This is a genomic window from Stenotrophomonas pavanii (assembly GCF_900101175.1).
GTDB classification, from domain to species: domain Bacteria; phylum Pseudomonadota; class Gammaproteobacteria; order Xanthomonadales; family Xanthomonadaceae; genus Stenotrophomonas; species Stenotrophomonas pavanii.
This window is the reverse complement of record NZ_FNFQ01000005.1, coordinates 46,191-72,121: the sequence shown is the minus strand read 5'-3', so window position 1 is coordinate 72,121 and position 25,931 is coordinate 46,191. Positions and strand designations below refer to the sequence as shown.

The window sequence follows — 25,931 nt, the reverse complement described above, 5'->3', positions numbered from 1 at the left end:
CGCCTGCGGCCAGGGCTCCTGCAATGACCTACGCAAAGCACAACGCAAAATCCGGCGCGAAATCCGCCGCAAAGAAGTACTACAAGCACTGGGCCGAATCGGGCCTGGGCAAGGGCAACGTGCTGATGGAAGCGCGCGGCGAGAAGATCGTGCGGCAGGTGGAAATCTACGGCACCAAGATGGTCTGGGCCGACGAGCATGCCCACAGCGACGACCGCTTCCTGCTGGCCGACCAGCCAGTGTCGTTCCTGGATTTCGACGAGGACGACGAAATCTCCGCGCGTGAATTCGAAGCCGCCTGGAAGAAGGCACGGGAAGCTACCGGTTACCCGGTGTAATCCCCTCGGCACCTGCCCTTGTAGCGCCGAGCCTTGCTCGACGCTGCAAAAGCGGGCATGTGAAATGTTATATAATTACATTTCACTGTAACCGCCCCTTCCCATGAAGACTCCCACCCTGGTGGCCGCCCTCGCGGCCGCACCGTTCGCCCCTGAAGCCTTCGCGCAGTCGGCCGACGCCGCGCTCACCCTCGGCAAGGTGCAGGTACACCAGCGCGGCGAAGGCCAGCTTAGTGCGCACCAGGTGCTGACCTCGGTGGACGTCCTGAGTGCAGACCAGATCGAAAACCGCAACGTCTCGCACAGCTGGGAACTGCTCGGGCAGATGCCCGGCATCCAGCTCACCGAAACCCGGCAGGGCGCCGAATCGGGCAAGGTCAGCTTCCGCGCCTTCAACGGCGAGGGCTACCTCAACGCCATCAAGACGCTGATCGATGGCATCCCCAGCAACGTCAACAGCGGCAACCAGCGCTTCATCGACATGCTGTTCCCGCTGGACATCAGCTACATCGAAGTGGTGCGCGGTACCAACGACCCGCGCTATGGCCTGCACAACATCGGCGGCAACGTGAACTTCGGTACGCGCCAGGGTGGCAGCTACACCGATGCGCGCCTGGCCTACGGCAGCTACAACACCCGTGATGCGCAGCTGGCGGTTGGCCGCGAAGCCAATGGCTTCGCGCAGAACTATTTCGTTGGCACCCAGGCCAGCGATGGCTACCGCGACCACGACACCTCGAAGAAGTACTCACTGGGCGGCAAGTGGTTCTTCGGCTCGCTGGACGACGGCCTGCGCGTGGGCCTGACCGCGCGCGCCTACCACCATGAAGCCGACGAACCCGGCTTCATGACCGCCGAGGAACTGCGCACGCACCGCCGTGGCAGCGAGCTGCGCAACGGCAACGATGATGATGACCGCGACATGCGCCAGCTTGCTGCGCACCTGGACATGAAACTGTCCGACGCACTCACCTTCGGCACGCGTCTCTACTACAACCGCTACGAAGACGATCGCCGCGTGACCTTCAGCAACCTGCCCACCGGCAACCTGCCGCGCCAGCACCGCGTGTGGGACGAGCGGCAGCATGGCCTGCTCAGCACGCTGACCTGGCAGGCCAGCCCCGCGCTTACTGTCGAGGGCGGCCTGAACTACGAGCAGCAGGACAACAGCTACATCCGCGAGCGCTACGCCTACGCCGAACCCACTGATTTCAGCCAGCTACCGGCGCGGGTGCAGAACAACGATCGCCACAGCTTCGACAACGGGGGTGCCTACGTGCAGGCCATCTACCAGCCGGTCGAGGCCTGGAAGATCGTGCCGGCCTACCGGGTCGACCGTTTCAGTGGCCGCACGCACCTGATGAACGGCATCACCGCCCGGCTGCAGGATTACGGCAGCATCGGCCAGCCCAAGCTGAGCATCATCCACAGCCTGGGCCAGACCACCCACGTCTACGCGAACTGGGGCCGCACCTTCCAGGTGCTGACCGGATCCACCGCACCGGCCTACCTCACCCCGGGACAGGCACCGATGCAGCCGTCCACCAACACCGGCATGGAGCTGGGCCTGAAATTCCAGCCGTTTGCCGGCAGCCAGGCACGCCTGGCGCTGTGGCAGCAGGACGCGGAAAACGAGGTGTCCAACATGCCGGCCACCGGCACCACGGTCACCTTGGGCAAGACCCGTCGGCGCGGCGTGGATGCGCAGCTGAGCCTGCAGCTGGGCAACGACTGGACGGTATGGGCGTCGCACGCCTACCAGGAAGCGAAGATCACCCGCGACGACCGCGATGCCAGCATTTCCCTGCAGGGCCGGGAAGTGGCCGCCACCCCGCGCCACATCAGCAATCTGGGCGTGGACTACCGCGCCACGGATGCGCTGCGGCTGGGCCTGCAGGCGCGTGCACAGGGCGACTACTACCTTGAGGAGCGCAACGTGGCCGGCAAGTTCGGAGGCTTCGCCGTGCTCGACCTCAGCGCGGCCTACCAGCTCACCCCGCGTTTCAGCGTGGACCTGCAGCTGAAGAACGTTACCGGCCGCGAGTACGCCTACGCCTGGTACGACAGCTTCTTCTGGGACAGCGCCCGCCCCATGTTCTCGCCGGCGCCGGGCCGCAGCGTATTCGTCGGCCTCAACATGAAGCTGTAGCCGGCCACGCATCTGGTAATGGTCGAGCTTGCTCGACCTGCAGCAGGGGGCAGAGCCCTTTTCTGGCGGACAGGGATCCGACCCCGGAACCCGTAGCGCATGGGGTCAGATCCCTTTCCGCGAGGAAAGGGCTCTGACCCCGAACCCCGCGTTTTGCACTACATTGGTGCAATGTCCGACCCCGCACCGCCGCCGACCCTTGAAGCCCTGGGCACGCCGCTGGCCTGGGCCGGGGCCGATGGCCGCATCATCGGCTGCAACCCGGCCTTCGGGCGCTGGCTGGGCGTCAGCGGTCGCCGGCTGCTGGGCCAGCCACTGGCCGCACTGGAAGTGCAGGGCGAAGCCCTGGCCCACTTCCTGGCACGCGATGAGCGCGACAGCCTGCGCCTGAACCGGCTGGCGCTGGCGGTGCCCGGCGAGGCGCCCCGCTTCGCCGAGGGCTGGATGAGCCGGCGCGACGATGGCGGCTGGTTGCTGGAGGCGCATCCGGTCGATGAATTCCCCGGGCTGGACCCGACCCAGGCCCTGCCCAGCGCGCTCAGCGCGGCGCTGAAGGGCCTGGCCCACGAGCTGCGCAACCCGCTGGCCGGGTTGAAGGGGGCGGCCCAGCTGCTGGCCCGCCGGGCCGCACAGCGCGACGCCAGCGAACGCGAACTGATCGAGCTGATCGGCTCGGAGATCGAACGTCTCAACGGCCTGCTCGACCAGCTGCTGTCGCCGGCCCCGGCCGCACCGCACGCCGAACTGAACATCCATGCCGCGCTCGAGCGCGTGCTGCGCCTGGCCGAGAACGAGGCCGGCTGGGCGGTACGCCTGCAGCGCGACTACGACCCCAGCATTCCCGAATTCCACGGCGACGCCGACCGCCTCACCCAGGCGGTGTGGAACCTGGTGCGCAATGCAATCCAGGCCGGTGCCGGCAGCATCACCCTGCGCACCCGCGTGGAGCATGGCGTGCGCATCGCCGAACAGCTGCACACGCTGGCCTTGCGCCTGGAAATCGCCGACGACGGCCGTGGCGTGCCCGAGGAACTGGCCGAACACCTGTTCCTGCCGCTGGTCAGTGGCCGCGCCGAAGGCACTGGACTCGGCCTGGCATTGGCCCAGCAGGTGGCGCGCGAGCATCGCGGCACGCTGACCTACCGCTCGCGCCCGGGCCACACCGTGTTTACCCTGCTGCTGCCGATCGGCAACGGCGCCGCTCCGGCCGAGGAGGCCCCGCGCGATGTCTGAATCTCCTTCCGCCGCACAGCGCATCTGGGTGGTCGACGATGATCGTGCCGTGCGCTTCGTGCTGTGCACCGCGCTGCGCGAGGCGGGCTACCAGGTCGTCGATTTCGACAGCGCCGCCCCCGCCCTGCAGGCGTTGCGCGAGGGGCCGCCACCGGCGCTGCTGTTCACCGACGTGCGCATGCCCGGCGACGACGGCCTGGTGCTGCTGGACAAGCTCAAGGCCGCCTTGCCGCAGCTGCCGGTGGTGGTGATGTCGGCCTACACCGATGTGGCCAGCACCGCCGGTGCGTTCCGCGGCGGCGCGCATGAGTTCCTGTCCAAGCCGTTCGATCTGGACGATGCGGTGGCACTGGCGCAGCGGGTGCTGCCGGCGGTGGCACCCACCCTGGCCGCGCCCAGCCCGGCAGTCGAAACCGCCAGCGACCAGCCGCCGCAACTGGTGGGCGATACACCGGCGATGCGCGCGCTGTTCCGTGCCATTGGTCGCCTGGCGCAGGCGCCGCTGGCGGTGCTGATCACCGGCGAGACCGGCACCGGCAAGGAACTGGTGGCCCATGCGCTGCATCGCGAATCGCCGCGTGCGCACGGGCCGTTCGTTGCGCTCAACACCGCCGCGATTCCTGCCGAGCTGCTGGAAAGCGAGTTGTTCGGCCATGAAGCCGGCGCGTTCACCGGCGCGCAGCGCCGCCATACCGGGCGCTTCGAGCAGGCCGACGGCGGCACGCTGTTCCTGGACGAAATCGGCGACATGCCGCTGCCGCTGCAGACCCGCCTGCTGCGCGTGCTGGCGCAGGGCGAGTTCTTCCGCGTCGGTGGCCGCGAACTGATCCGCGTCGATGTGCGCGTGGTCGCCGCCACCCACCAGGACCTGGAAGGCCTGGTCGCGCAGGGGAAGTTCCGCGCCGATCTGCTGCACCGCCTGGACGTGGTGCGCCTGCAGCTGCCACCGCTGCGCGAGCGCCGCGAGGACATCGCACAGCTGGCCAGCACGTTCCTGGCCGCCGCCGCACGCAAGCTGGACACGCCGCCGAAGCGCCTGACGGCGGCCGCATTGCAGGCACTGCGCGAGCACGACTGGCCGGGCAACGTGCGCGAGCTGGAAAACGTGTGCTGGCGGATGGCCGCGCTGGCCGCTGCTGACACCATCGGCGTGGCCGACGTCGATACCGCGCTGAACCGCGCACGGAGCCGTCGCGGCAGCAGTGCCGATCCGGGGCAGTGGGAAGCGCTGCTGGCCGAATGGGCGCGCCGGCAGCTGGCTGAAGGCGTGGAAGGACTGCACGCACAGGTGCGCGAGCGGGTCGACCATGCCCTGCTGGACGCCGCGCTGCAGATCACCCATGGCCGCCGTGCCGAAGCCGCGGCACGACTGGGTCTTGGCCGCAATACCCTGACCCGCAAGCTGGGCGCGGGACGTCGTCGCGGCGGCCATTGAACGGCCCCTGCACGCGATCCTCGCACCCGCTTGCCGAACTGTTGATCGTTCATGGACGATGCAACGCTTAGTGTCATCTGCAAGGAGTCTTTGATGCGCCTGTCCTTTGCCATCCTGTCGTTGTCAACCGCCGTGCTGCTGTCTGCCTGTGGCAGTGCGCCGAAGAAGGCCGAACCCACGCCGCCGCCGCCCACCGTGGTCAGCGCTGCCCGGCAGGGCGAGGCCAATCTCGCGCCGGCCTCGGCCAGCATCGTCAGTGGCCGCATCGCACTGATGGTGGAGCCTGGCGGCATCCACATCACCGGCCTGGTCGGTGGCCTGCAGCCGATGCAGCAGGCCGGCTTCCACATCCACGAGCGTGGCGACTGCAGCGCGGTGGATGCCAGCAGCGCCGGCAACCACTTCAACCCCGCCGGGGCTGCGCATGGTCGCGCCGGCACCGGCAAGCACCACCTGGGCGACATGGACAACCTGCGTGCCGACGCCCAGGGCCGCGCCAACGTCGATATCCACCTCAAGGGCGTTACCCTTGGCGGAGGCGCCGCCACCGATATCGCCGGACGTGCACTGGTCGTGCATGCCAACGCCGACGACTATCGCAGCCAGCCCGCCGGCAATGCCGGCGTCCGCATCGCCTGTGGCGTGATCCGGGTCGTCCGCTGATCACTTCACCACAGGCATCATCGAGGGAGAGATTCCAATGCGTCTGATCCACACTTCGCTGTTTGCGGCCATCGCCGCGCTGGGCCTGGCGGCCTGCAACCCGCAACCGGCCGCGCCGCAGGCGGAAACCCCGCCGGCCACGCCGGCCGACGGCGCCACCACCGAACCCGCTGCAACCCCGCAGCCGGCTGCCGCACCGGCGGCCGATGCTTCGGCCACCGCCGAGCTGGCACCGACCCAGGGCAACGAAGCCAAGGGCAGCGTCACCTTCAAGGTGGTTGACGGCAAGGTCCACGTGACCGGCCAGATCACCGGCCTGAAGCCGGGCAGCGAGCACGGCTTCCACATCCACGAGAAGGGCGACTGCAGCGCGCCGGACGGCATGAGCGCCGGCGGCCACTTCAATCCCGGCAAGCAGGATCACGGCAACGTCGCCACCGATCCGCATCACGGCGGCGACATGCCCAACATCAAGGCCGACGACAAGGGCGTGGCCACCATCGACGGCCCGGTGTCGAGCAACGTCAACATCGGCAAGGGCGATGACTTCGACATCATCGGCCGCGGCCTGATCGTCCACGCGGATGCAGACGACTACAAGACCCAGCCGACCGGCAATGCCGGCGCGCGCCTGGCGTGCGCGGTGATCCAGAAGGCCCCGTAAGCATCAAGGAACGCCGGCGCAAGCCGGCGTTCTTCCTTATCGGTAGTGCCGGCCGCTGGCCGGCAATCGCAGGTCCGGACGTTGCCGGCCAGCGGCCGGCACTACCCGCCTTCAGCGCGCCAGCAGCTCGCGCGCGTCCTGGCCGGCCTCGCAGTGCACGAACAGCACTGCGGCCATTTCTGCTGGAAACGGAAAACGCCGGCGCAAGCCGGCGTTCGTTCTTCTTTATCGGTAGTGCCGGCCGCTGGCCGGCAATCGCAGGTCCGGACGTTGCCGGCCACCGGCCGGCACTACCCGCCTTCAGCGCGCCAGCAGCTCGCGCGCGTCCTGGCCGGCCTCGCAGTGCACGAACAGCACTGCGGCCATTTCTGCTGGAAACGGAAAACGCCGGCGCAAGCCGGCGTTCTTCTTCATCGGTAGTGCCGGCCGCTGGCCGGCCATCGCAGATCCGGACGTTGCCGGCCAGCGGCCGGCACTACCCGTCTTCAGCGCGCCAGCAGCTCGCGTGCGTCCTGGCCGGCCTCGCAGTGCACGAACAGCACGGGCACGCCATGCGCTTCCAGCACCGCCGCCATCTGCCGCTGGCGCATCAGGAACTGCTCGTAGATGCCCTGCAGGCGGTCGCAGTCGTTCTTGCTGTGGTTGTAGTACGCGCACCAACCGGCCGGGTCGAACAGCGCCATGCGTGCCTCGCCATGGGTATAGCGCAGCAACGGCTCGGGCGCGGCATTGAGCCACTCGTCTTCGCCCGGCGCCATGATCGCGGTCTCGATCAGCGGCCACAATGCGGCCAGGCCCTGGTTGTCGTACTGCATCGACATCATCGCGGCCAGGTCGTTCACGGTGAAATAGCGCGCGTGCTCGATGCGGGCCCCGAAGGCGTTCTGCGCCATCAGCGCGGTATCGGCATGCGCCATGCCGTTGGCCAGCAGGGTGTCTTCCAGCGCCTCGGCCACGGCATGGGTGGTGGCCACGTCGCTGCCGGTCAGCAGGAACGGCACCACGCGCAGGCCGCCCCCCACCAGGGTCGCATCGGCCTGGAACGGCAGCGGCACATCGCCTGCGGCATCGGTGCCGAAGGCCAGCAGGCGCGGGCCCTGGTTGCGGCCCGGGGCACGCATCTGCAGTTCTTCCAAGCGGCGATGGATCGGCCAGCCCGGACGCAGGACTTCGGCCGGGTCGAAATGCGCGGCGGCGAACACCAGGTCCAGCTCGGCGACTTGTGGCACCAGCTTGGACAGGTCACGGCCGACACGTTCGGCCAGTTCACCGGCCTGTTCAGCGCTGAGTACCGCCTGGCGGGGGATTTCGCCGCCGGCCAGTTCCAGGGCCAGCACGCCAAGGGCATTCATCGCGGGGTCGGGTTTGCTCATGGTTCCACGGTTGGCCCATCACAGGGCGGCAGCTACACTTGGCTCCATTATGCCTGCTCCGCCGTGCAGGCCATGTTGCAGACACCCTCATCCATGCCAGGTATCTCCATGCCCAACGCTCGTCCCGTCGCCATCCTCGGTGGCGTCCGCATTCCGTTCTGCCGCCAGAACACCGCGTATTCGGATGTCGGCAACCTCGGCATGTCGGTCCGTACGCTGGGCGCGCTGGTCGAACGTTTCGGCCTGCACGGCCAGCAGCTGGGCGAAGTGGCGATGGGTGCGGTGATCAAGCACTCCAGCGACTGGAACCTGGGCCGTGAGGCCACGCTGTCCTCCGGCCTGTCGCCGCTGACCCCGGGCATCACCCTGCAGCGCGCCTGCGGCACTTCGCTGGACAGCATCATCACCGTGGCCAACAAGATCGCGCTGGGCCAGATCGAATCGGGCATCGGTGGCGGTTCGGACACCACCTCCGACGTGCCGATCGTCTACGGCAAGAAGCTGCGTGCACGCCTGCTGGCCGCCAACCGCGCCAAGAGCACCGGCGACAAGATCCGCGCGCTCACCGCCGGCTTCAAGTTCTCCGAGCTCAAGCCCGAGTTCCCGGGCGTGGCCGAGCCGCGCACCGGCAAGAGCATGGGCGACCACTGCGAGGACATGGCCAAGGAATGGAACATCTCGCGCGACTCGCAGGATGAGTGGGCGGTGTCCTCGCACAAGAAGCTGGCTGCTGCCTACGAGCGTGGCTTCTTCAACGACCTGATCGCACCGTTCCGTGGCGTCGAGCGTGACAACATCCTGCGCCCAGACACCTCGCTGGAAAAGCTGGCCACGCTGAAGCCGGCGTTCGACAAGGTTTCCGGCCGCGGCACGCTGACCGCTGCCAATTCCACCCCGCTGACCGACGGTGCCGCTGCGGTACTGCTGGCCAGCGAAGAGTGGGCGCGCGCGCATGGCCATGAGCCGCAGGCCTACCTGCGTGACGCACACGTGGCGGCAGTGGACTTCGTGCATGGCGAAGGCCTGCTGATGGCACCGACCATCGCGGTGCCGGAAATGCTCAAGCGCAATGGCCTGACCCTGCAGGACTTCGACATCTACGAGATCCACGAAGCCTTCGCCGCGCAGGTGCTGTGCACCCTGCGTGCGTGGGAGAGCGAGGACTACTGCCGCAACCGCCTGGGGCTGGACGCACCGCTGGGCCGCATCGACCCGGACAAGATCAACCTGCTGGGTTCGTCGCTGGCCACCGGTCATCCGTTCGCCGCCACCGGCGCCCGCGTCATCGCCACCGCCGCCAAGCAGCTGGCCGAACGCGGCGGTGGCCGCGCGCTGGTGTCGATCTGCACCGCCGGCGGCATGGGCGTGGTGGCGATCGTCGAACGCTGAGCATCACGGTACTGCCGGCCGCTGGCCGGCAGCGCGGGTACGAAAACGCCGCCCAATGGGCGGCGTTCTTTTTTGCATCGGTGGGTGCCGACCGCTGGTCGGCACGCTTCACGGCAACCGCGGATTACCGAACTCGTCGCGCTCTTCGTTGGCGTCATACACCGGCGGCTGCACCGCGATCGGCTGCTCTTCCACCGTGGCACGCAGTGGCGCCTCGCTGCCGCGCGCCAGCGCCACGCTGTCCTCGCCACGCTGCAGGCGCAGCGCATTGGCCAGGCACTGTGCGGCCAGCGCGTGTTCGCCACGCTGGGCGAACAGTTCACCGAGTGCTTCCCACGCCGGTGCACCGGCGCCCGCGGCGATGGCCTCGTGCAGGAACGCATCGGCGGCCTCCCACTGCTGCTGGGCCAGGGCCACACGGCCCTGCGCCAGCCGCAGCGCGGCCGAGCCGTCATGCACGTTGCGCCAGCGAGCGAGGTTGGCCTGGCGGGTGGCCAGGCGCTCGGCCGGCAGGCGGCCATACAGCGCCACCAGTCCGTCATCCCAGCGCTGGTCCAGGGCCTGTTCCAGCGCCAGCAGCGCCGGCTCGTCCCAGTCCAGCGCCACGGCGCGGCTGGCATAGGCGCCCACCACGTCCGGGGTCGGGCGCAACGCCTTCGGCGTGGCTTCCCACTGCGCGGCCAGTGCGTTGACGTCGGCCGCTTCCAGCAGCGCCTGCGCAGCCAGCCGCGCTTCCAGTTCGCTGCTGGCCTCGGCCGGCAGCACCTTGCTCTGGCGCAGTGCACCCAGCTGGCCATACGCCTCGTGGGCGCGGCCGGCCTGTGCCAGTGCCTCGGTGCGCAGCCACAGGCCGCGTGGCGGCAGCGGCTGGATCGCCGCCACGTCCAGCGCGTTGATCGCATCCACCGGCAGGTCGCGCGCCAGCAGCTGTTCGGCGCGCAGAAGCGCCTGCAGGGTGGCGTCACTTTCGCCCAGGCGCTGCAGCAGTGCTTCGCCGGCCGGGCCGTCGGCGCGTGCCTGTGCGCTGCGCACCGCATTGGCCAGCGCCACTGCGCTCACTTCCGGGTCCTTGGCCGCACCGTCCAGCAGTTTTTCGGCACGCTGCCACTGGCCATGCTCATAGGCCTGCAGGCCGTCGATCAGGCGCACCCGGCCCTGCTTGCGGCGGTAGCGGCCCCAGGCGCGGAACGGTGCGGCGATCAGGCTCCACAGCAGCCACAGCACCAGCACCGTGATCACTGCCAGCAGCGCCACCTTCGGCAGGTTGCTGTGGTAGTCGTAGCCGCCGTAGCGCAGGGTCACCTCGCCAAAGCGGTTCAGGTCATCGGCGCCGAGCCATTGCGCGGCCACCACGCCGATGGCCACGGCCAGCAACAGCACGACCAGGGATTGCAGGGGTTTCATGCGGGCTTACCTCCGGTCGGTCTGGGTGCGCAGTTGTTGCAGGGTGCTGCCAAGGACAGCGTCGTTGGCCTGCAGCGGCAGTTCGCGCAAGGCCTTCAGTTCAGCACGTTGCGCGCGCAGGGCTGGTGAATCCGGCCAGCGCCGCTGTGCCCAGTGCTCCACGCGGTCCAGGGCGGTATTGCGGCCGGCCCGGTCGCCGCGCTCGATGGCGGCACGGGCCAACGTCAGTTCCAGCTGCAGCGCATCGTCGGCAGTGCGCTGCTCGGCGGCGGTCAGCGGGCCGTTCTGTCGGCTCGGGGTGATGTCCACGAACGGCGCCAGCGTGGCCTGCCACCAGGGCTTGGCTGCGTTGCCGCCGGTCGTGCCGGTGATCTGCGAGGGCAGGCCTTGCAGCGCCTGGGCCACAGCATCCAGGCGCTGCAGCGCCTGCACGCGCGGGCCGCTGCCGAGTGCATCCAGTGCCTCGCGCTCCTGCACCAGCGCCTGGCGCAGGTTCAGTCCCTCAGTGTCGGGCAGTTCGGCCAGTGCGGTGGCCGCCTGCGCATACAGGCGACGTGCGCCGTCTACGTCGTCGGCGTAGTTCAGGCGCTGTGCGGCCTGGGTCAGCAGCAGCTCGGCCTCGTCGCGCTGCACTGCCTGGCGGCCCTGGTTGGCGCTGTCGGCCAGCTTGGCCAGGTTCTCTTCCAGCAACGCGCTGCGCTGGGAGAGGCCCAGCATCTCGTCGCGCAGCACGCGGTTGGTGGTCGCTGCGTCCTGCAGGCGCTGGCTGGTCGCGCGCTGGTCACGACGCAGCGCATCCAGCGTGGCCTCCAGGCCCTTCAGCTGGACGGCCGTGGTCTGTGCCTGCGCTTCCTGCTCATGCTGTTGCTGCTGCCAGACGTACCAGCCGGCATAGCCGCCCGCGCCGAGCACGACCACAGCGGCCAGCGGCAGCAGCCAGCGCACGGGTCGATGGGGTGGGGGAGTGGGCGGAGTGTCGTTCATCGGGCTTCCTTGTCGGCAGCGTCGCCGGTGGAAGTCCGGCTGGCCGCGTTGTGCACAGCATCACTGTTGCCGACGACAGCGGCAAGCGTGATCCACGTCCCTGTTCAGGTCGCTGCCGGGACGGTGAGCGTGGCGTGTGCAGCGGCCACCAGCTGCGCAGCGGTGGGGCCGGCGCTGCGGGTGATGCGCTGCAGGCCGAGCGCCTGCGCCTGTTCGCCGAGGCGGTCACTGGCGACCACCACGCGGGCACAGGCGCGCAGGCGCTGCTGCTCGGCCGGCGGAAGCTGCTGCCAGACGTGCTGCAGCGCTTCGCCACTGCTCACGGCCAGCACCCACGGCTGGGCTGAATGCGCCAAGCGGGCCAGCGTGCGCCGAGGCAGGCGCAGCAGGCGGCGCTGGTAGACGTCGGCGCGTTCGATCGTGGCGCCCGCCGCCTGCAACTGCGCGGCGATCAGGCCGCGCCCGCCGGGCGCGGTCACCAGGCCGATGCGCAGGCCGCGGACGTCCGCCAGCACCGGCAGCGCAAGCAGGCCTTCGCTGTCCATCCGCTGCGGCGCATGCACCTCGGCCACGCCGTGCGCCTGCAACGCGCGCGCGGTGCCTTCGCCCACGGTCAGCCAGGGGCTGCGCTGCGCTTCGGCCAGCGCCAGCAGCGATGCTGCGGCGGTGACGGCGGCGGGGCTGGTGAACACCACCCGGTCGCAGTTCAGCGCGCGTTGCAGCTGGCGCAGCACGGGCGTGCCGTGCAGGCGCTGCAGCCGCCACGGCGGCAGCGCCAGTACCTGTCCGCCCCGCCCCGCAACGGCGCGGCGCAGCGCCGCCTGCTGGCCCTGTGGGCGCAGCGAGATCAGGGTCCAGCGCGCGCCGGAACGGGTGGCGCCAGTGGGTATCGTATGGTCGACCATTGCCTGCATTATGCGGGCCCTTCGTTGTCGTGGTCGCTGCTCCGATGTCCGTTGATGCCCTGACTTCCTCGTTGGCCGCCCTGCAGGACGTGCTGGACTGCATGCCGGCGGTGCGCGCCATGCAGATCCGCCTCGACGGCTATGCTGACGGCGTGCTGCGCATCACCGCGCCGCTGGCCGCCAACGTCAACGACAAGGGCAACGCCTTCGGCGGCAGCCTGGCCTCGGTGCTGACCCTGTCCGGCTGGGCCCTGGTCAGCCTGCGCCTGCGCCTGGCCGGCCACGATGCCGAGGTCTACGTGGCCGACAGCAACCTGCGCTACCTGGCGCCGGTCTACGAGGACCTGCATGCCCACGCCGAAGCGGCCGAAGCCACCGGCTGGGATGCCTTCCTGAACACCTTCCGCCAGCGCCGCAAGGCCCGGATCAGCATCATTGCCACCCAGCCCGGTGCCGATGGCAAGCCTGCGGCCGAGTTCAGCGGTCGCTTTGTTGCCTTCGCCAGAGGGTAGGATGGCAGGCTGACGTCCTGGGGAAACCACCGATGCGCCGCCTCATCCAGTTCCTGATGTATTCCCTGCTGCTGGTCAGCGCCGTGGCCTCGGCCGACGACCTGAGCCGCAAGCAGCGCAAGCTGCTGGAAGAGACCCAGGTCGCCTACGGCGCCACCATCCGCTGGGGCAGCATGGACGATGCCATCGGCTACCTGGACCCGAAGCTGCGCAAGGAAAAGCCGCCGACCGAGTTCGAGCTCAACCGTTACGCGCAGCTGCGCGTGTCGTCCTACCGCGAGCGCAGCAGTGCCGCGCTGGATGGCGGCCTGGTCGAGCGCCGGGTCGAAATCGGGGTGATCAACCAGAACACCCAGGCCGAGCGCACGGTGGTGGTGGTCGAGCGCTGGCGCTGGGACCCGGAGGCCAAGCGCTGGTGGCAGACCGCCGGCCTGCCGGACCTGTGGAAGGGGCAGTGACGGGCCGCGTCCGGCTTGTGCGACAATCGGCGCCCGCTTAATCGACCCGTGACCTGAGTGAATTACGAAGAGTTGCTGGCCTTTGCAGGCCGAAACCCGATGCTGTCCGCGGCCCTGGTCGGCCTGACCGTGGCCATCATCGTCACCGAGATCCGCCGCCTGTTCCGGGGCTTCAAGGGCATCAAGCCTGCCGAACTGACCCAGCTGATGAACGCGGGCGGCACGGTGGTGGTCGACCTGTCGGCCAGCGGTGACTTCGAGAAGGGCCACATTGCCGGCAGCCGCAACGCCCAGGCCAGTGCCTTCGGCCCGGAGCACAAGCTGGTTGCCAACGCCAAGCAGTCGCCGGTGGTGCTGGTGTGCCGCAGCGGCAACGCTTCGGAAACCGCCGCCAAGGCGCTGAAGAAGGCCGGTTTCGAGAAGGTCTACGTGCTCGACGGCGGCATCCCCGCCTGGCAGCAGGCCGAGCTGCCGCTGGTCAAGGGCCGTAACTGATTGTCGCAGGTGGCGGATCCGGCCTTGTCTGGGCCTGATCCCGCCCCCATCGCAGTAGTTCGACCATCGTTTTCATTGCATTCACCTGGAGTTACTGGAAATGTCCGAAGAGATCACCAACGGCGCCGCTGCGCCGGTCGATGCCGCTACCGGCCCCGCTTTCACCGTCGAGAAGATCTACGTCAAGGACGTCTCCTTCGAGTCGCCGAACGCGCCGACCATCTTCAATGACCAGGTGCAGCCGGAGCTGCAGCTGAATCTGAACCAGCAGGTGCAGCGCCTGGGTGAGAACGCCTTCGAAGTCGTGCTGGCCGTGACCCTGACCTGCCAGGCCGGTGAGCGCACCGCCTACGTGGCCGAAGTGAAGCAGGCCGGCGTGTTCGGCCTGGTCGGCCTGGACCCGCAGTCGATCGACGTGCTGCTCGGCACCCAGTGCCCGAACATCCTGTTCCCGTACGTGCGCCAGCTGATCAGCGACCTGATCCAGGCCGGCGGCTTCCCGCCGTTCTTCCTGCAGCCGATCAACTTCGAAGGCCTGTACGCAGAAACCCTGCGCCAGCGCCAGGAGCAGGGCGACGCACCGTCGCTGGCTGACTCCGAGCCGGCCGGCAACGCCTGATTCCTGCCGCGACGTCACGGATGAGCACTCCCGCTGACAAGATCGCCGTGCTTGGCGCCGGTTCCTGGGGAACCGCGCTGGCCAGCCTGCTCGCGCGGCACGGTCACCCGACCGTGCTGTGGGGCCGCGATGCTGCCGTGGTCGACGCCATCGACCAGCGCCACGAGAACCCGCGTTACCTGCCGGGCATCCCGCTGCCGGACAGCCTGCGGGCTACCACCGACCTGGCGTCGGCGGTGGAGGGCGCGGCCTGGATCCTGGTGGTGACGCCGTCGCATGCCTTCGGTGAAACCGTGCGCGCGCTGGCGCCGCTGCGTCCGGCCGGTGCCGGCGTGGCCTGGGCCACCAAGGGCTTCGAACCCGGTTCGGGCCGCTTCCTGCATGAAGTGGCGCGCGAAGTGCTGGGTGAGGACGTGCCGCTGGCCGTCGTCACCGGGCCGTCGTTCGCCAAGGAAGTGACCCAGGGCCTGCCGACCGCGATCACCGTGCACGGCGACGTGCCCGAGTTCGCGCAGACGGTGGCCGAGGCGATGCATGGCCCGGCGTTCCGCGCCTACACCGGCGACGACATGGTCGGTGCCGAGCTGGGCGGCGCGATGAAGAACGTTCTGGCGGTGGCCACCGGCGTGGCCGATGGCATGCAGCTGGGCCTCAACGCCCGTGCCGGCCTGATCACCCGTGGTCTGAACGAGATGCTGCGCCTGGCCGCTGCGATCGGCGCCAAGCCGGAAACGCTGATGGGCCTGGCGGGCCTCGGCGATCTGGTGCTGACCTGCACCGGCGACCTGTCGCGCAACCGTCGCCTGGGCCTGGCCCTGGGCCGCGGCCAGACGCTGCAGGATGCCGTGCGCGAAATCGGCCAGGTGGTCGAGTCGGTGCAGACCGCCGACGAAGTGATGCGACAGGCGCGCCGCCATGGCATCGACCTGCCGATCTCCGACCGCGTGCGTGCCGTGCTGCACGGCGAGCAGACGCCGGAAGAAGGGCTGCGCGCATTGCTGGCGCGGGAACAGAAACCGGAATATCCGGACACGCTGTTCAAGTGAATCGAAGAACCCCGGCCACGTGCCGGGTTTTTTTTTTATGTGCGCGACCCATCCACGCATGGCGTGGATCTACTGCCGAACCCGCTTCTGGTCGCTGCCAACCTTGGTTGGCGCCCGGCGGCAGCAATCACCGCGCCCGTGGCGGCGCGCTGGTGTTGTCCATGTCCGAGAAGATCAACCACGGCCCATCGCCCACGCGCTTCAGCGTCAGCGTGAATTTGCCGGTGTCCCCCACGTTGTTGCCGTAGCGGTAGGCACCAATGATGTAGCCCGCATTCCCGTCCACCGCGTACGCCAACGCACGCAGCCGCAACGGACTGCCGCCCTGTCCGGCATATGCGGCCTCGATCGCACTGCGGCCGCGCACCGGCGGCTGGTTGCTCTGCAGCACAAAGCCATCCTCGGCGAACAACCCGGCCAGCGCCTTGGCGTCGCCCGTGTGCCACGCCTGCTCGTAGTCGCGCAGTACGCGATCCAGCGAAGGGGGCAGCGGTACCTCCGGCAGCGCAGTGGCAGCCGGCGCCGATGGCGGGCCATCGGCGGCCAGCAGCGGTCCGGACAGGGCGAGAAGCAGCAGGCAGATACGCATCGGCTCAGTCCTTGGGCGCGCCGGTGAGCGCAAGGGCGAGTATCCCCCATCCGCGCCCGGCAGGCGGTGGCGCAGACCCCATTGAAAGCGCACGGACGCTTCGGCATGCTCGACGTCAACCGGGGGAGGGGACGCATGCACTTTTTCCAGCTGGACCAGTTCGCAGGCCATCTCAACGAAACGTTCAGCGCCGACATCGAGAACACCGGTGTCCCCTTCGTGCTGGTGGAAGCCGCGCCGATGCCTGATCGGCAGATTGCCGGCCAGATGCGCGCACCGTTCTCGTTGCTGTTCCGCAATGAATCGGCGGTGCTGTTCCCGCAGCGCACCTACACCATGCGCCACCACGGGCTCGGCGAGTTCGGCATTTTCCTGGTGCCGATCGCGCGCGATCGGACCGGCTTCATCTACCAGGCACTGTTCAACTGACCGCTGTCGCCACCCAGCGCATGCGCAGGTGGCTGCCGGTATCGCCTTCGGTGTGGAACGCGAGCCGTTCGTAGAGCCGGCGCGCGGCCACATTCTCCCAGGCGACATGCAGGACGACGCTGTGCAGCGGCACCGCATGCGCCGCGCGTTGTACCCAGCGCACCAGGGCCGAGCCGATGCCACGGCCGCGCACGGCGTCCAGCAGGGCGATATCGATGAGGGTGGCTTCGTGCTCGTCGCAATGCAGGTACAGGCGCCCGATCGGTTGGCCCGCCTGCTCGACCAGCAGATAGTGTGCCGGCTGGTAATGCCGCGTGTAGTGCAGGTGCTGCAGCGCGAACTGGCTATCGAGGAACGCGTGCCGCAAGGCGTCCGGCCACGGCACATTGGCCAGCTCGGCCGCACGTGATTCGGCGTAGAGCCGCTGCAGGAAGGGCAGGTCGCCATCCTGTGCTTCGCGCACGCTCACACCTGCGGGAAGACCGTCCCCCGTTGCGGGCAGCCAGGCTGCCCGCAGCGAGGGAAAAGCCAGTGCCACGTTCGACGTCATGGCCGCTGCGGGAAGACGCCCGACAGGCAGATGCAGAAGTTCAGGGCGAGATAGGGCTGCCGGTTCTCATGCGGCAGGCTCCCACCCGCGACGCCCACCGTCGTCAGCGGGAAGGTACTGTTGACTGTCGGTGTCACGGCCAGGATCGGACTCGACTCCGGCGTGATCAGTGCATTTCCATTGGCAGGTATGCCACTGCGATGCGCAGTGTCGGGCTGGTTGTAGATGCGTGCGCCATGGGTGTGGTTGGGCATCTCGTTGATCAACAGGGTGACATTGTCGCTGCCAAAGGTCTCGCCCATGTCGCGCTGCGACAGGCCTGGGCCGCTGCCCTGGCCGCATGCGATGTTGTTGGTGAAGTTCGGCAGCTGGTAGTTGCTGGTGCCGTTGCCACCGAAGGTCGTTCCCAGCAGTGAGAACAGCGCGGTGTTCTGCTGGATCGGCATCAGCTGTCCTTGGCACATCGCCCAGTTGTAAGGGGCGAAGTTGAAGCCGAAGATCTGGATTTCGCCGGTAAAGGGATCGCTCATGATAGGGGTCCTGGTAGGCGGTCGATGATCGTCAGCCTTGCGATGGGAAGACGCCTGCCCATGCGATGCAGTAGCGGGCGACCAGCGAGGGCATGGTGTTGTCGTGTGGCTGGCCGCCGCCGATCGCGCTCACCGATGCTGCCACCAGGGTGCCACTGCCAAGGTCGGTGGTGCTGTCGGTATACAGCGTGTCGCCACTGACCGCGCCGAGCTGCAGTGCCGGCCCGGGTGCCGCCGACGTGGCTGCCGAGTTCACCGCATTGAACGCATGGGTATGCGCGGGCAGCTGCGCGGTGGTCAGGGTGACCGATTCGCTGCCGCCTGCCTGGCCAAGCACATAGGTGCCGAGGCCAATGCCGGTGCCCTGGTGAACCGGTACGCGCCCGCAGAGGTTGGGCAGGCCGAAGGTGTTCACACCATCGCCACCGTAGGTGGTGCCCAGCAAGGTGTACAGCACGTCGTATTCGGAAATGGGCAGCAGTCGGCCATCACAATCGAACCAGCCCGCCGGCGCGAAGTTGTAGGGAAACAGACGGACTTCGCCAACAAAGGGTTGAGACATGGCAGAAACTCCGGTCAGCCGCGCGAAGGGTAGATTCCATAAAGTGCGATGCAGAAGTTGATGACCAGATACGGTTGCAGGTTCGCGTGTGGCTGCGTCTGCCCGCTGGCATCAAGCACGTTCAAGGGCACCTGCGCTCCGCTTGAAGCACCGTAGACATTCTGCGTGCCGGTTTTGCCGAGCAGCACGTTGCCTTGTGGGATACGCGTTGAGCCGTCGGCGGTGGTGCCGCCGAAAACGTGTGCGTGCTGGGGAATCTGTGACGTCAGCAGGGTCACGCTCTCCAGCCCCTGGCGATCACCCATGTTGCTGCCATTGGTGGATCCCCGGGGCGTGCGGCTACGCAGGTCCGGAAGCTGGAAATTGGTCGTGCCGTTGCCACCGTAGAACGTACCCAACAGCGAAAAGAGCGCGGTGTTCTGCTGGATGGACATCGACTGACCGTTGCAGAAAGCGAAGTTCTTCGGCGCGAAGTTGAACGCCACGGGCATTATCTGCCCGAGAAAGGGTTCCGACATACGATTTTCCCCCTGGGATAGGCGCCGGCACTTGGCCCCCGGCCGGCGATATAACTCTGGCGCATTATCGGGATCCTTGACAAGTGTCGGTGGCTGTGGGCAAGAATATCGCGCTGCCTGCCCACGTGATTCAGGGATTCGAGGGGCAGGACCGCCGGGCAGGGCCAGGGAGTCTGCCGGGTGGGGAGGTCAGGAACCGCGGCTGCCCGACCGGCTGCCACGGCGGTTTTCTCACTCGCGCAACAAGGCGCAGCGCCCGTCGGGAAGCCGGGCAAGCAGGGGGCAAAACATGTGGCACGCAGAGTCGATGCATCGCGACGCGATGCGCTATGGGCTCGGCCGTCGTTTTTGGGGCCGCCTTGGGGCAATCCTGCTGCTGGGCGCCACACTCGCGCTGCCCGCGATTTCATATGCAGCATGCTCGGTTTTCACGCCGGCCAATGCCAGCGCGGGCTCACCGATGGCCGCCGGCAGCACCATTACCATCGACGCCTCGAGCTGCCAGGGCGTGCCCGGTTTCGGCATCGGCAATGTGACCACGCCGGCCGGCAACGGTACTGCCACCATCACCAGCCATGCGGCCTCGAGAATCTCCTATGCCCACAGCGGCAACGGATCGACGACCGATACCTTCGCCTTCGATGATGGCACCGGCTCGCACAATGTGCAGGTCACCGTGTACATCCAGGCAGCGGCCTCGCCGATCACGATTTCGCCGGCCACCGTGCCCGGCGCAACGGTGGGCGTGTCCTATGCAGGTGTCACACTCAGCGCCAGCGGTGGCACCGCGCCCTACGGTTATGCCGTCACTTCCGGTGCACTGCCGGCCGGAATGACGTTGAGTGGCACTGGCCTCCTGTCCGGTACGCCGACCACGCAGGGAACGTTCGCGTTCTCGGTGACCGCCACCGACAGTGCCGGCACACCGTTGACGGGCACGGCGAGCTACTCGATCAGCGTTGCTGCGCCGACCATCACGGTCACCAATGTGCCTTCCGCAGCAGCCATCAATACGCCGTACTCCTTCACGCTGACCGCCAGTGGTGGCAATGGCCCCTACAGCTTTGCGCTCGACGCCGGTACTACTTTGCCGACCGGACTGGTGCTGGCCAGCAACGGGGCCATCTCGGGTACGCCCACCGCATTGGGGGTGACGAACTTCAGCGTGCGCGTCACCGACAGCAGCACGCCTACGCCTTTCTTCTCGGCGATCAACCTGTCGATCAACGTGCAGAACGTGGTGCCGCCGGTCGCCAATCCGGTCAGCGCGACGGTTGCCTACGGCAGTACCAGCAACCCGATCACCTTGAACATCACCGGTGGCGTCCCGGCATCGGTTGCGGTCGGTACCCAGGCCGCGCATGGCACTGCAACCGCCTCGGGAACCTCGATCACCTACACCCCCACGCCGGGCTATGCGGGGCCGGACAGCTTCACCTATACCGCCACCAATGCCGGTGGGACCTCGAGCCCGGCGACCGCGACCCTCACGGTCTCGCCGCCAACGATCACCTACGCACCCGCCAACCCGCCCGCAGGAACCGTCGGCGTGGCGTACAACCAGTCACTGGCCGGTGCCAGTGGCGGCACCACGCCGTACAGCTACACGCTCAATTCGGGCAGCCTGCCGCCTGGGTTGACCCTGGCCAGCAACGGCAGCCTGTCCGGCACGCCGACCGCCAACGGCAGCTTCTCCTTCACCGTCCGCGCCACTGACGGCAGCACCGGCACCGGCCCGTTCAGTGCCACCAGCGGCACGCTGACACTGAACATCGCTGCCGCGACCGTCACCTATGCACCGGGCAATCCGGCTGCCGCAACGGTCGGCACGGCGTACAGTGGCTCGCTGGCCAGCGCAGCGGGCGGCACCGCGCCCTACAGCTATGCGGTCACCTCGGGCAGCCTGCCGGCGGGCATCACGCTGGCCAGCAATGGCAGCCTGGCAGGCACGCCGACGGCGGGCGGTACCTTCACCTTCACGGTGACCGCCACCGACAGCAGCGGTGGCACCGGACCCTTCAGTGCGAGCAGCGCGGCGCTGGCACTGACCGTGAACGACCCGACGATCCTGATCGCGCCGAGCTCGCTGCCCAATGCCACCGTGGCCACGGCCTACTCGCAGACCGTGACCGCTTCCGGCGGCACCGTCGGCTACAGCTACGCGGTCACCGCCGGGTCCCTGCCGCCGGGCCTGAGCCTGTCGAGTGGCGGCGTGCTCAGCGGTACGCCCACTGCAGGCGGTACCTACAACTTCACGCTTGCCGCCACCGACAGCAGCACGGGCACGGGCCCGTATACCGGCACCCGAGCGTACGCGATCACCGTGAGCGCACCCACGCTGACATTGACACCGACACCGGGCAGCGTGCTCAACGCTACCGCCGGCGCAGCGGTGACCGGACTGAGCTTCACTGCCGCCAATGGCACCGCACCGTACAGCTACGCGATCACCGCGGGCGCATTGCCACCTGGCGTCACCCTGGCCTCCACCGGCAGTCTGTCGGGTACGCCCAGTGCCACCGGCAACTTCACCTTCACCCTCACCGCCACCGATGGTTCCAGCGGTCCAGGCGCTCCCTTCACTGTGTCGGGCAGCTACACGCTGTCGGTGGCGGCGCCCACCATCACGCTGTCGCCGGCAACCTTGCCCGCGCCGACGATCGGCATCGCGTACAGCCAGACGTTCGTGGCTTCGGAAGGTCATCCGGCCACGTTCACCTATGGCGTCAACGCGGGTGTGCTGCCGGCAGGCCTGTCGTTGAACCCCAGCACCGGCGTGCTGAGTGGCACGCCCACCCAGGCGGGCGCCTTCAGCTTCACCATCAGCGCCACCGATGGCGGCGGATTCACCGGCAGCCAGTCCTATTCGGGCGCCGTGGCGGGCGGTGTCGTCGTGTTGCCGGCGGCAAGCCTGGGCAATGCCAGCGCCGGCACCGCCTACAACCACAGCTTCTCCGCCAGTGGCGGAACACCGGGTTATACCTACGTGCTGCTGAGCGGGGCATTGCCCGCAGGCCTGTCGTTGTCCAGCGCCGGCGTGTTGTCCGGTACGCCGACCGTGGCGGGCACGTTCAACTTCACCGTGCGGGCAACCGACAGCAGTACCGGTACCGGTGCACCGTTCACTGGCAGCCAGAGCTACACGCTTGTCGTGTTGGCACCGACGATCACGCTGGCGCCTTCCTCGCTGGCGGCAGCCACTGGCGGCCAGCTCTACGCGCAGACCATCAGTGCAATCGGAGGCACCGGCGGCTACACCTACAGCCTGTCCAGCGGCGCATTGCCGCCGGGCATCAGCCTGAGCAGCGCTGGCGCTGTGTCCGGTACACCCACCACCCCTGGCACCTACGCCTTCACGATCACTGCGACCGACAGCCACGCCTTCACCGGCAGCCAGACCTACAGCTTCACGGTCACTGCGCCGGCGATCACGCTCACGCCGGCCACGTTGCCTGCGGCGGCGGGCAGCACTCCCTACAGCCAGACACTGACCGCCAGCGGTGGCAACGGCGGTTACACCTTCAGCCTGACTGCAGGTGCGCTGCCACCGGGTATCGCGCTGAGCAGTGGCGGCGTGATCAGTGGCACACCGACCACCGTCGGCAGCTACACCTTCACCGTGCGCGCGACCGATGGTTTCGGCTTCACCGGCAGCCAGGCCTACACGGTGGCGGTGAATGCACCGGCCATTGTCTTCATCCAGACCACGCTGCCCGGTGGCCAGGTCGCAACGGCCTACAGCCAGACAGTGAGTGCCGGTGGCGGAAGTGGCAGTTTCACCTACAGCCTGGCCACAGGCGCGCTGCCTCCCGGTATCGCGCTGAGCAGCGCCGGTATCCTCAGCGGCGTGCCTGCAACTGCCGGCAACTACAGCTTCACCGTCACCGCCACCGATTCCTTCGGCTTTACCGGCAGCCAGGCGTACACGCTGGGCATCAACCAGCCGGTGCCGGTGGTGGTGAACGATGCGGCCAGCACGCCGGCCAATGCGGCCGTGAGCATCAACGTCTCTGCCAACGACACCGGGCCGATCACCAGCATCGCGATCGTGCAGGCGCCCACACATGGCACGGCGGTGGTCAGCGGGCTGGACGTGGTGTACACCCCGGCCACCAGTTTCTTCGGCAACGACAGCCTGACCTACACCGCCACCGGCCCCGGCGGTACTTCCACGGCGGCCACGGTGAGCATCACCGTCACGCCGCTGGCGGTGCCGGTGGCGGCGGCGCACAGCGCCACCGTCCTGGCCGGGCAATCGGTCACCGTGCAGGCCGAGGCCGGGGCGACCAATGGTCCCTTCACCGCAGTGACCATTACCCGGGCACCATCGTCAGGCACTGCGGTGGTGCAGGGCACCGGCATCGTCTACAGCGCCGCTGCCGATGCGTCCGGTGTCGTCGATTTCGACTACACGCTCAGCAACCCGTTCGGCGCATCGGCCCCGGCGCGGATCAGCATCAACGTCAATCCACGCCCGGTGGCACCGGCACTGAACGCTTCGGCGATTGCCGGCACCGTGGTCAACGTGGACCTGACCACGACCGCACGCGGCGGACCGTTCACCGCCGCCAACGTGGTGTCGGTCTCGCCGGCCGAAGCGGGTACCGCCAGCATCTCCGCCAGCGGCACCGGCTACACGCTGGCCTTCACCGCGGCGGCGACCTTCGGGGGTGCGGTGCGCATCACCTACACGCTGAGCAATGCCTTCGCCACCTCGGCGCCCGGCACGGTGGATGTGATGGTCAAGCCGCGCAGCGATCCCTCACGCGATGCCGAAGTGCTGGGCGTGCTCGACGCACAGGTGGAGGGTGCGCGGCGCATGGCCATCGGCCAGATCGGCAACTTCCAGCGGCGCCTGGAAAGCCTGCGCGCCGGCGGCGGTCGCGGGGGCTTCAGCAACGGCATCACCTTCAGCTCGGCCAGCAGCCAGCGCCGTGCGCAGCAGACCGAGCTGCTGCAGAAGGGCATCGGCGCCACCGGCGAGGCACTGTCGATGGTCGAGGAACCGGCGCTGCAGGGCGATACCGCGCCTGCGGCCACCCCGGTCGACGGCTTCGCGTTCTGGACCGGCGGTGCGGTGAACGTCGGCACGCTGAAGCCGGGTGCAGGCAGCAACGGCATCGACTTCACCACCTCCGGCGTCAGCCTGGGTGCGGACCGCCAGCTGGGTCCGTCGTTGAGCCTGGGCGCGGGCATCGGCTATGGCCACGACGCGTCGGATATCGGTCGCAATGGCAGCCGCAGCACGGTCGATGGCTACAGCATCGCCGGCTATGCCAGCTTCCATCCGGAAGGCGGGTTCTATGTGGATGGCCTGCTGGGCTATCAGTGGCTGACGTTCGATGCACGTCGCTTCATCACCGACAACGGCAATACCGCCTATGGCAGCCGCGATGGCAGGCAGTGGTTCGCCTCGTTCTCCACCGGCGTCCAGCATCGTCTGGACAACCTGTTGCTGACCCCGTACGGGCGCCTGGACCTGGCCCGCGCAACGCTGGATGGCTACCGCGAACGCGGCGATGCGGTGTACGCGCTCGACTACGGGAAGCAGACGGTGAACACCAGTACCGCCACCGCAGGTGTGCTGGCGCAGTGGTGGGTGAAGCGCGACTACGGCATGTGGACGCCGCAGCTGCGCGCCGAGTTCGGCCATGACATGCAGGGCTCCAGCGAGGCCTTCATGCGCTACGCCGACCTGATGTCCGGCCCGGTCTATCGCACCACCCTGGGCCGGCAGTCGCGCAACCACACGCTGCTGGGCGCGGGTATCGGCCTGCAGACGCTGAAGGGCTGGTCGCTGCGCGCCGAATACCAGAGCCAGTTCGACAGCAGCAGCCGCGACAACCAGGGCATCCAGATCAGCGTGCAGAAAACCCTGCCACCGTGACCGTGCCCGCGATGGCGGCCGTTGTGCCGCCACCGCGTGCTGCGGCGCAACCCGGCACCCATACAATCGCAGACCCGGCAGGTGCACTGACCGCACCTGGCGTGGAACCCGAATGGATGGAACAGGATAGGGAATGAAGATTCGAATCACAGGGATGGCACTGACGGTCGCATTGCTGGCTGCCTGCGGGCAGGCACCCGCACCGGCCGCAGCACCGGCGGCACCGGCACCGACTGCCGAAGCACCTGCGGCCACGGCCACGGCGGCCGAGAAGGAACCGTCCACCGAAGACGGCGTGGACCCAGCGGTGTGGGACAACGAAGGCGAACCGGAAGACCCGAGCACCGGCGGCGAACTGACCTGCGCGGACAATCCGCTGGCGACCCACTTCTTCACCCTGGTCGGTGGCAACACCGTGGACGACTGCGGTCGCAAGGACCCGAAGGTGCTGGCGGCCTTCAATACCCTGATGAAGGGCACTGCGGCAGCCGAATCCGCTGACAAGGAGATTCCCTCGCTGCGCCAACGGCTGTTGAGCGGCCCCAGCGGGCCCGGCGAGCGGGTGATGCTGCAGGGTGAGCCGTGGTGGTTCTACACCGCCTGCCAGGCCCACGACTGCCCCGGCACCGCGTTGGCGATGCTGTATTCGCCGACGGAAGCGAAGATGGTCGGCCGTCTTACCGCGCGCTGCCGCGTGTGGTGGCTGGGCGAACCGACGGCGGAACAACGTGCGCAGATCGAACGGCGCCAGCCACTGCAGGATGCCGCGTTGAAGGAAGACAGCGCGCTTTGCGAGTGAGGTGGCGCCCGCGTCATCCTTCCGGCTGCATGCGTGCGCTGGCCTGTGCGTTCATGGTCAGGCACGCCAGGATCAGCCCTTCCATCACCCGGTCGCCCACGTACTCGGCCTCCGCGCCGTTCTGACGCACGCGCTCGGCCGCCAGCAGCAGCTCCAGCGTCACGCGTTGGCCGGCCAGTGCACAGTCCGCATCGGCCAGCGCCATGCAACGGCCCGGCATCTGGTGACGCTCTGGCCAAGGCTGGCCGTCGGCGGCCGCGCCTTTGCCGATGCGGTGAAGCGTGGCGATGAAGGCGTTCGGATCGGCCGCAGGCGCGTGGTCTGGCAACTCACCGGCATTGGCGGGCGAGTGATGCGGATGCAGGCGCGGGAAGTCCGGTGTGGTCATGGCAGTGCTCCG

At 68.3% G+C, this 25,931-nt stretch carries 25 protein-coding genes; 15 read left to right on the top strand and 10 right to left on the bottom strand.

Annotation, left to right across the window (positions count from 1 at the left end):
• Positions 1-23 precede the first annotated feature (23 nt).
• From BLS66_RS10330 to BLS66_RS10305, 6 genes are all read left to right on the top strand, one after another.
• A complete protein-coding gene (locus BLS66_RS10330; RefSeq protein ID WP_053461818.1) occupies positions 24-338 on the top strand; it encodes a hypothetical protein in 315 nt (104 codons plus the stop codon).
• A 103-nt stretch (positions 339-441) separates the two neighbouring features.
• On the top strand, positions 442-2,487 hold the full coding sequence (locus BLS66_RS10325; protein ID WP_074725816.1) for a TonB-dependent receptor: 2,046 nt from the start codon (positions 442-444) through the stop codon (positions 2,485-2,487).
• 171 nt (positions 2,488-2,658) lie between these two features.
• Positions 2,659-3,720 (top strand): two-component system sensor histidine kinase NtrB, encoded by a 1,062-nt coding sequence (locus BLS66_RS10320; protein WP_053462608.1) that lies wholly within the window; start codon positions 2,659-2,661, stop codon positions 3,718-3,720.
• Complete coding sequence (gene ntrC / locus BLS66_RS10315) at positions 3,713-5,155, top strand: nitrogen regulation protein NR(I) (RefSeq protein WP_064237393.1); 1,443 nt, start codon at positions 3,713-3,715, stop codon at positions 5,153-5,155. Before BLS66_RS10320 ends, ntrC begins: the two co-directional genes overlap by 8 nt.
• Positions 5,156-5,248: 93 nt before the next feature.
• A complete protein-coding gene (locus BLS66_RS10310) occupies positions 5,249-5,818 on the top strand; it encodes a superoxide dismutase family protein (protein WP_064237394.1) in 570 nt (189 codons plus the stop codon).
• A 37-nt stretch (positions 5,819-5,855) separates the two neighbouring features.
• Entirely contained in the window at positions 5,856-6,482 is a 627-nt protein-coding gene (locus tag BLS66_RS10305) for a superoxide dismutase family protein (RefSeq protein ID WP_049439226.1), read from the top strand.
• Positions 6,483-6,967: 485 nt separating this feature from the next.
• Here the strand turns inward: BLS66_RS10305 and BLS66_RS10300 are convergent, their stop codons facing one another.
• On the bottom strand, positions 6,968-7,855 hold the full coding sequence (locus BLS66_RS10300; protein ID WP_053461823.1) for a hypothetical protein: 888 nt from the start codon (positions 7,853-7,855) through the stop codon (positions 6,968-6,970).
• A gap of 93 nt (positions 7,856-7,948) precedes the next feature.
• Here BLS66_RS10300 and BLS66_RS10295 point away from each other — a divergent pair, with 93 nt between their 5' ends.
• Positions 7,949-9,244 (top strand): acetyl-CoA C-acetyltransferase, encoded by a 1,296-nt coding sequence (locus tag BLS66_RS10295; RefSeq protein ID WP_005420942.1) that lies wholly within the window; start codon positions 7,949-7,951, stop codon positions 9,242-9,244.
• Between the two features lie 108 nt (positions 9,245-9,352).
• On the opposite strand, the gene BLS66_RS10290 is transcribed toward BLS66_RS10295, so the two are convergent.
• From BLS66_RS10290 to BLS66_RS10280, 3 genes are all read right to left on the bottom strand, one after another.
• Positions 9,353-10,648 carry a heme biosynthesis HemY N-terminal domain-containing protein gene (locus BLS66_RS10290; RefSeq protein ID WP_074725815.1) on the bottom strand — a complete coding sequence of 432 codons (1,296 nt, stop codon included), beginning with the start codon at positions 10,646-10,648 and terminating at the stop codon, positions 9,353-9,355.
• 6 nt (positions 10,649-10,654) lie between these two features.
• Positions 10,655-11,632, bottom strand: coding sequence for a uroporphyrinogen-III C-methyltransferase (locus BLS66_RS10285; RefSeq protein WP_074725814.1), 978 nt, complete (start codon positions 11,630-11,632; stop codon positions 10,655-10,657).
• Positions 11,633-11,736: 104 nt separating this feature from the next.
• Complete coding sequence (locus BLS66_RS10280) at positions 11,737-12,546, bottom strand: uroporphyrinogen-III synthase (RefSeq protein WP_074725813.1); 810 nt, start codon at positions 12,544-12,546, stop codon at positions 11,737-11,739.
• A gap of 35 nt (positions 12,547-12,581) precedes the next feature.
• Between BLS66_RS10280 and BLS66_RS10275 the strand changes: the two genes are divergently transcribed.
• From BLS66_RS10275 to BLS66_RS10255, 5 genes are all read left to right on the top strand, one after another.
• Positions 12,582-13,049, top strand: a complete 468-nt coding sequence (locus BLS66_RS10275; RefSeq protein ID WP_049470815.1) for a YiiD C-terminal domain-containing protein — start codon at positions 12,582-12,584, stop codon at positions 13,047-13,049.
• Between the two features lie 32 nt (positions 13,050-13,081).
• The gene (locus BLS66_RS10270; RefSeq protein WP_049470818.1) at positions 13,082-13,507 is read left to right on the top strand and encodes a hypothetical protein; all 426 of its coding nucleotides are present in this window, start codon (positions 13,082-13,084) and stop codon (positions 13,505-13,507) included.
• Positions 13,508-13,564: 57 nt separating this feature from the next.
• Positions 13,565-14,002, top strand: a complete 438-nt coding sequence (locus tag BLS66_RS10265) for a rhodanese-like domain-containing protein (RefSeq protein ID WP_005420930.1) — start codon at positions 13,565-13,567, stop codon at positions 14,000-14,002.
• Positions 14,003-14,102: 100 nt separating this feature from the next.
• Positions 14,103-14,621 (top strand): protein-export chaperone SecB, encoded by a 519-nt coding sequence (gene secB / locus BLS66_RS10260; RefSeq protein WP_005407596.1) that lies wholly within the window; start codon positions 14,103-14,105, stop codon positions 14,619-14,621.
• Between the two features lie 20 nt (positions 14,622-14,641).
• Positions 14,642-15,667, top strand: coding sequence for an NAD(P)H-dependent glycerol-3-phosphate dehydrogenase (locus tag BLS66_RS10255; RefSeq protein WP_021204061.1), 1,026 nt, complete (start codon positions 14,642-14,644; stop codon positions 15,665-15,667).
• Positions 15,668-15,794: 127 nt separating this feature from the next.
• Here the strand turns inward: BLS66_RS10255 and BLS66_RS10250 are convergent, their stop codons facing one another.
• The gene (locus tag BLS66_RS10250) at positions 15,795-16,256 is read right to left on the bottom strand and encodes a YybH family protein (protein ID WP_074725812.1); all 462 of its coding nucleotides are present in this window, start codon (positions 16,254-16,256) and stop codon (positions 15,795-15,797) included.
• Positions 16,257-16,391: 135 nt separating this feature from the next.
• Here BLS66_RS10250 and BLS66_RS10245 point away from each other — a divergent pair, with 135 nt between their 5' ends.
• A complete protein-coding gene (locus BLS66_RS10245; protein WP_049470820.1) occupies positions 16,392-16,685 on the top strand; it encodes a DUF6916 family protein in 294 nt (97 codons plus the stop codon).
• On the opposite strand, the gene BLS66_RS10240 is transcribed toward BLS66_RS10245, so the two are convergent.
• From BLS66_RS10240 to BLS66_RS10225, 4 genes are all read right to left on the bottom strand, one after another.
• Positions 16,678-17,148 (bottom strand): GNAT family N-acetyltransferase, encoded by a 471-nt coding sequence (locus BLS66_RS10240; RefSeq protein ID WP_244152985.1) that lies wholly within the window; start codon positions 17,146-17,148, stop codon positions 16,678-16,680. The genes BLS66_RS10245 and BLS66_RS10240 overlap by 8 nt on opposite strands.
• Positions 17,149-17,231: 83 nt before the next feature.
• A complete protein-coding gene (locus tag BLS66_RS10235; RefSeq protein WP_049470826.1) occupies positions 17,232-17,765 on the bottom strand; it encodes a phage tail protein in 534 nt (177 codons plus the stop codon).
• 31 nt (positions 17,766-17,796) lie between these two features.
• Positions 17,797-18,327, bottom strand: a complete 531-nt coding sequence (locus BLS66_RS10230) for a phage tail protein (protein ID WP_049470828.1) — start codon at positions 18,325-18,327, stop codon at positions 17,797-17,799.
• 14 nt (positions 18,328-18,341) lie between these two features.
• Positions 18,342-18,845 (bottom strand): phage tail protein, encoded by a 504-nt coding sequence (locus BLS66_RS10225; protein ID WP_049470832.1) that lies wholly within the window; start codon positions 18,843-18,845, stop codon positions 18,342-18,344.
• Between the two features lie 460 nt (positions 18,846-19,305).
• On the opposite strand from BLS66_RS10225, the gene BLS66_RS10220 reads away from it, so the two are divergent.
• Positions 19,306-24,732 (top strand): putative Ig domain-containing protein, encoded by a 5,427-nt coding sequence (locus tag BLS66_RS10220; RefSeq protein ID WP_244152984.1) that lies wholly within the window; start codon positions 19,306-19,308, stop codon positions 24,730-24,732.
• Between the two features lie 133 nt (positions 24,733-24,865).
• Positions 24,866-25,531, top strand: coding sequence for an Ivy family c-type lysozyme inhibitor (locus tag BLS66_RS10215; RefSeq protein WP_074725810.1), 666 nt, complete (start codon positions 24,866-24,868; stop codon positions 25,529-25,531).
• Between the two features lie 13 nt (positions 25,532-25,544).
• Here the strand turns inward: BLS66_RS10215 and BLS66_RS10210 are convergent, their stop codons facing one another.
• Positions 25,545-25,919: a hypothetical protein gene (locus BLS66_RS10210; protein WP_074725809.1), complete on the bottom strand. Its 375-nt coding sequence runs from the start codon at positions 25,917-25,919 to the stop codon at positions 25,545-25,547.
• Positions 25,920-25,931: the final 12 nt, after the last annotated feature.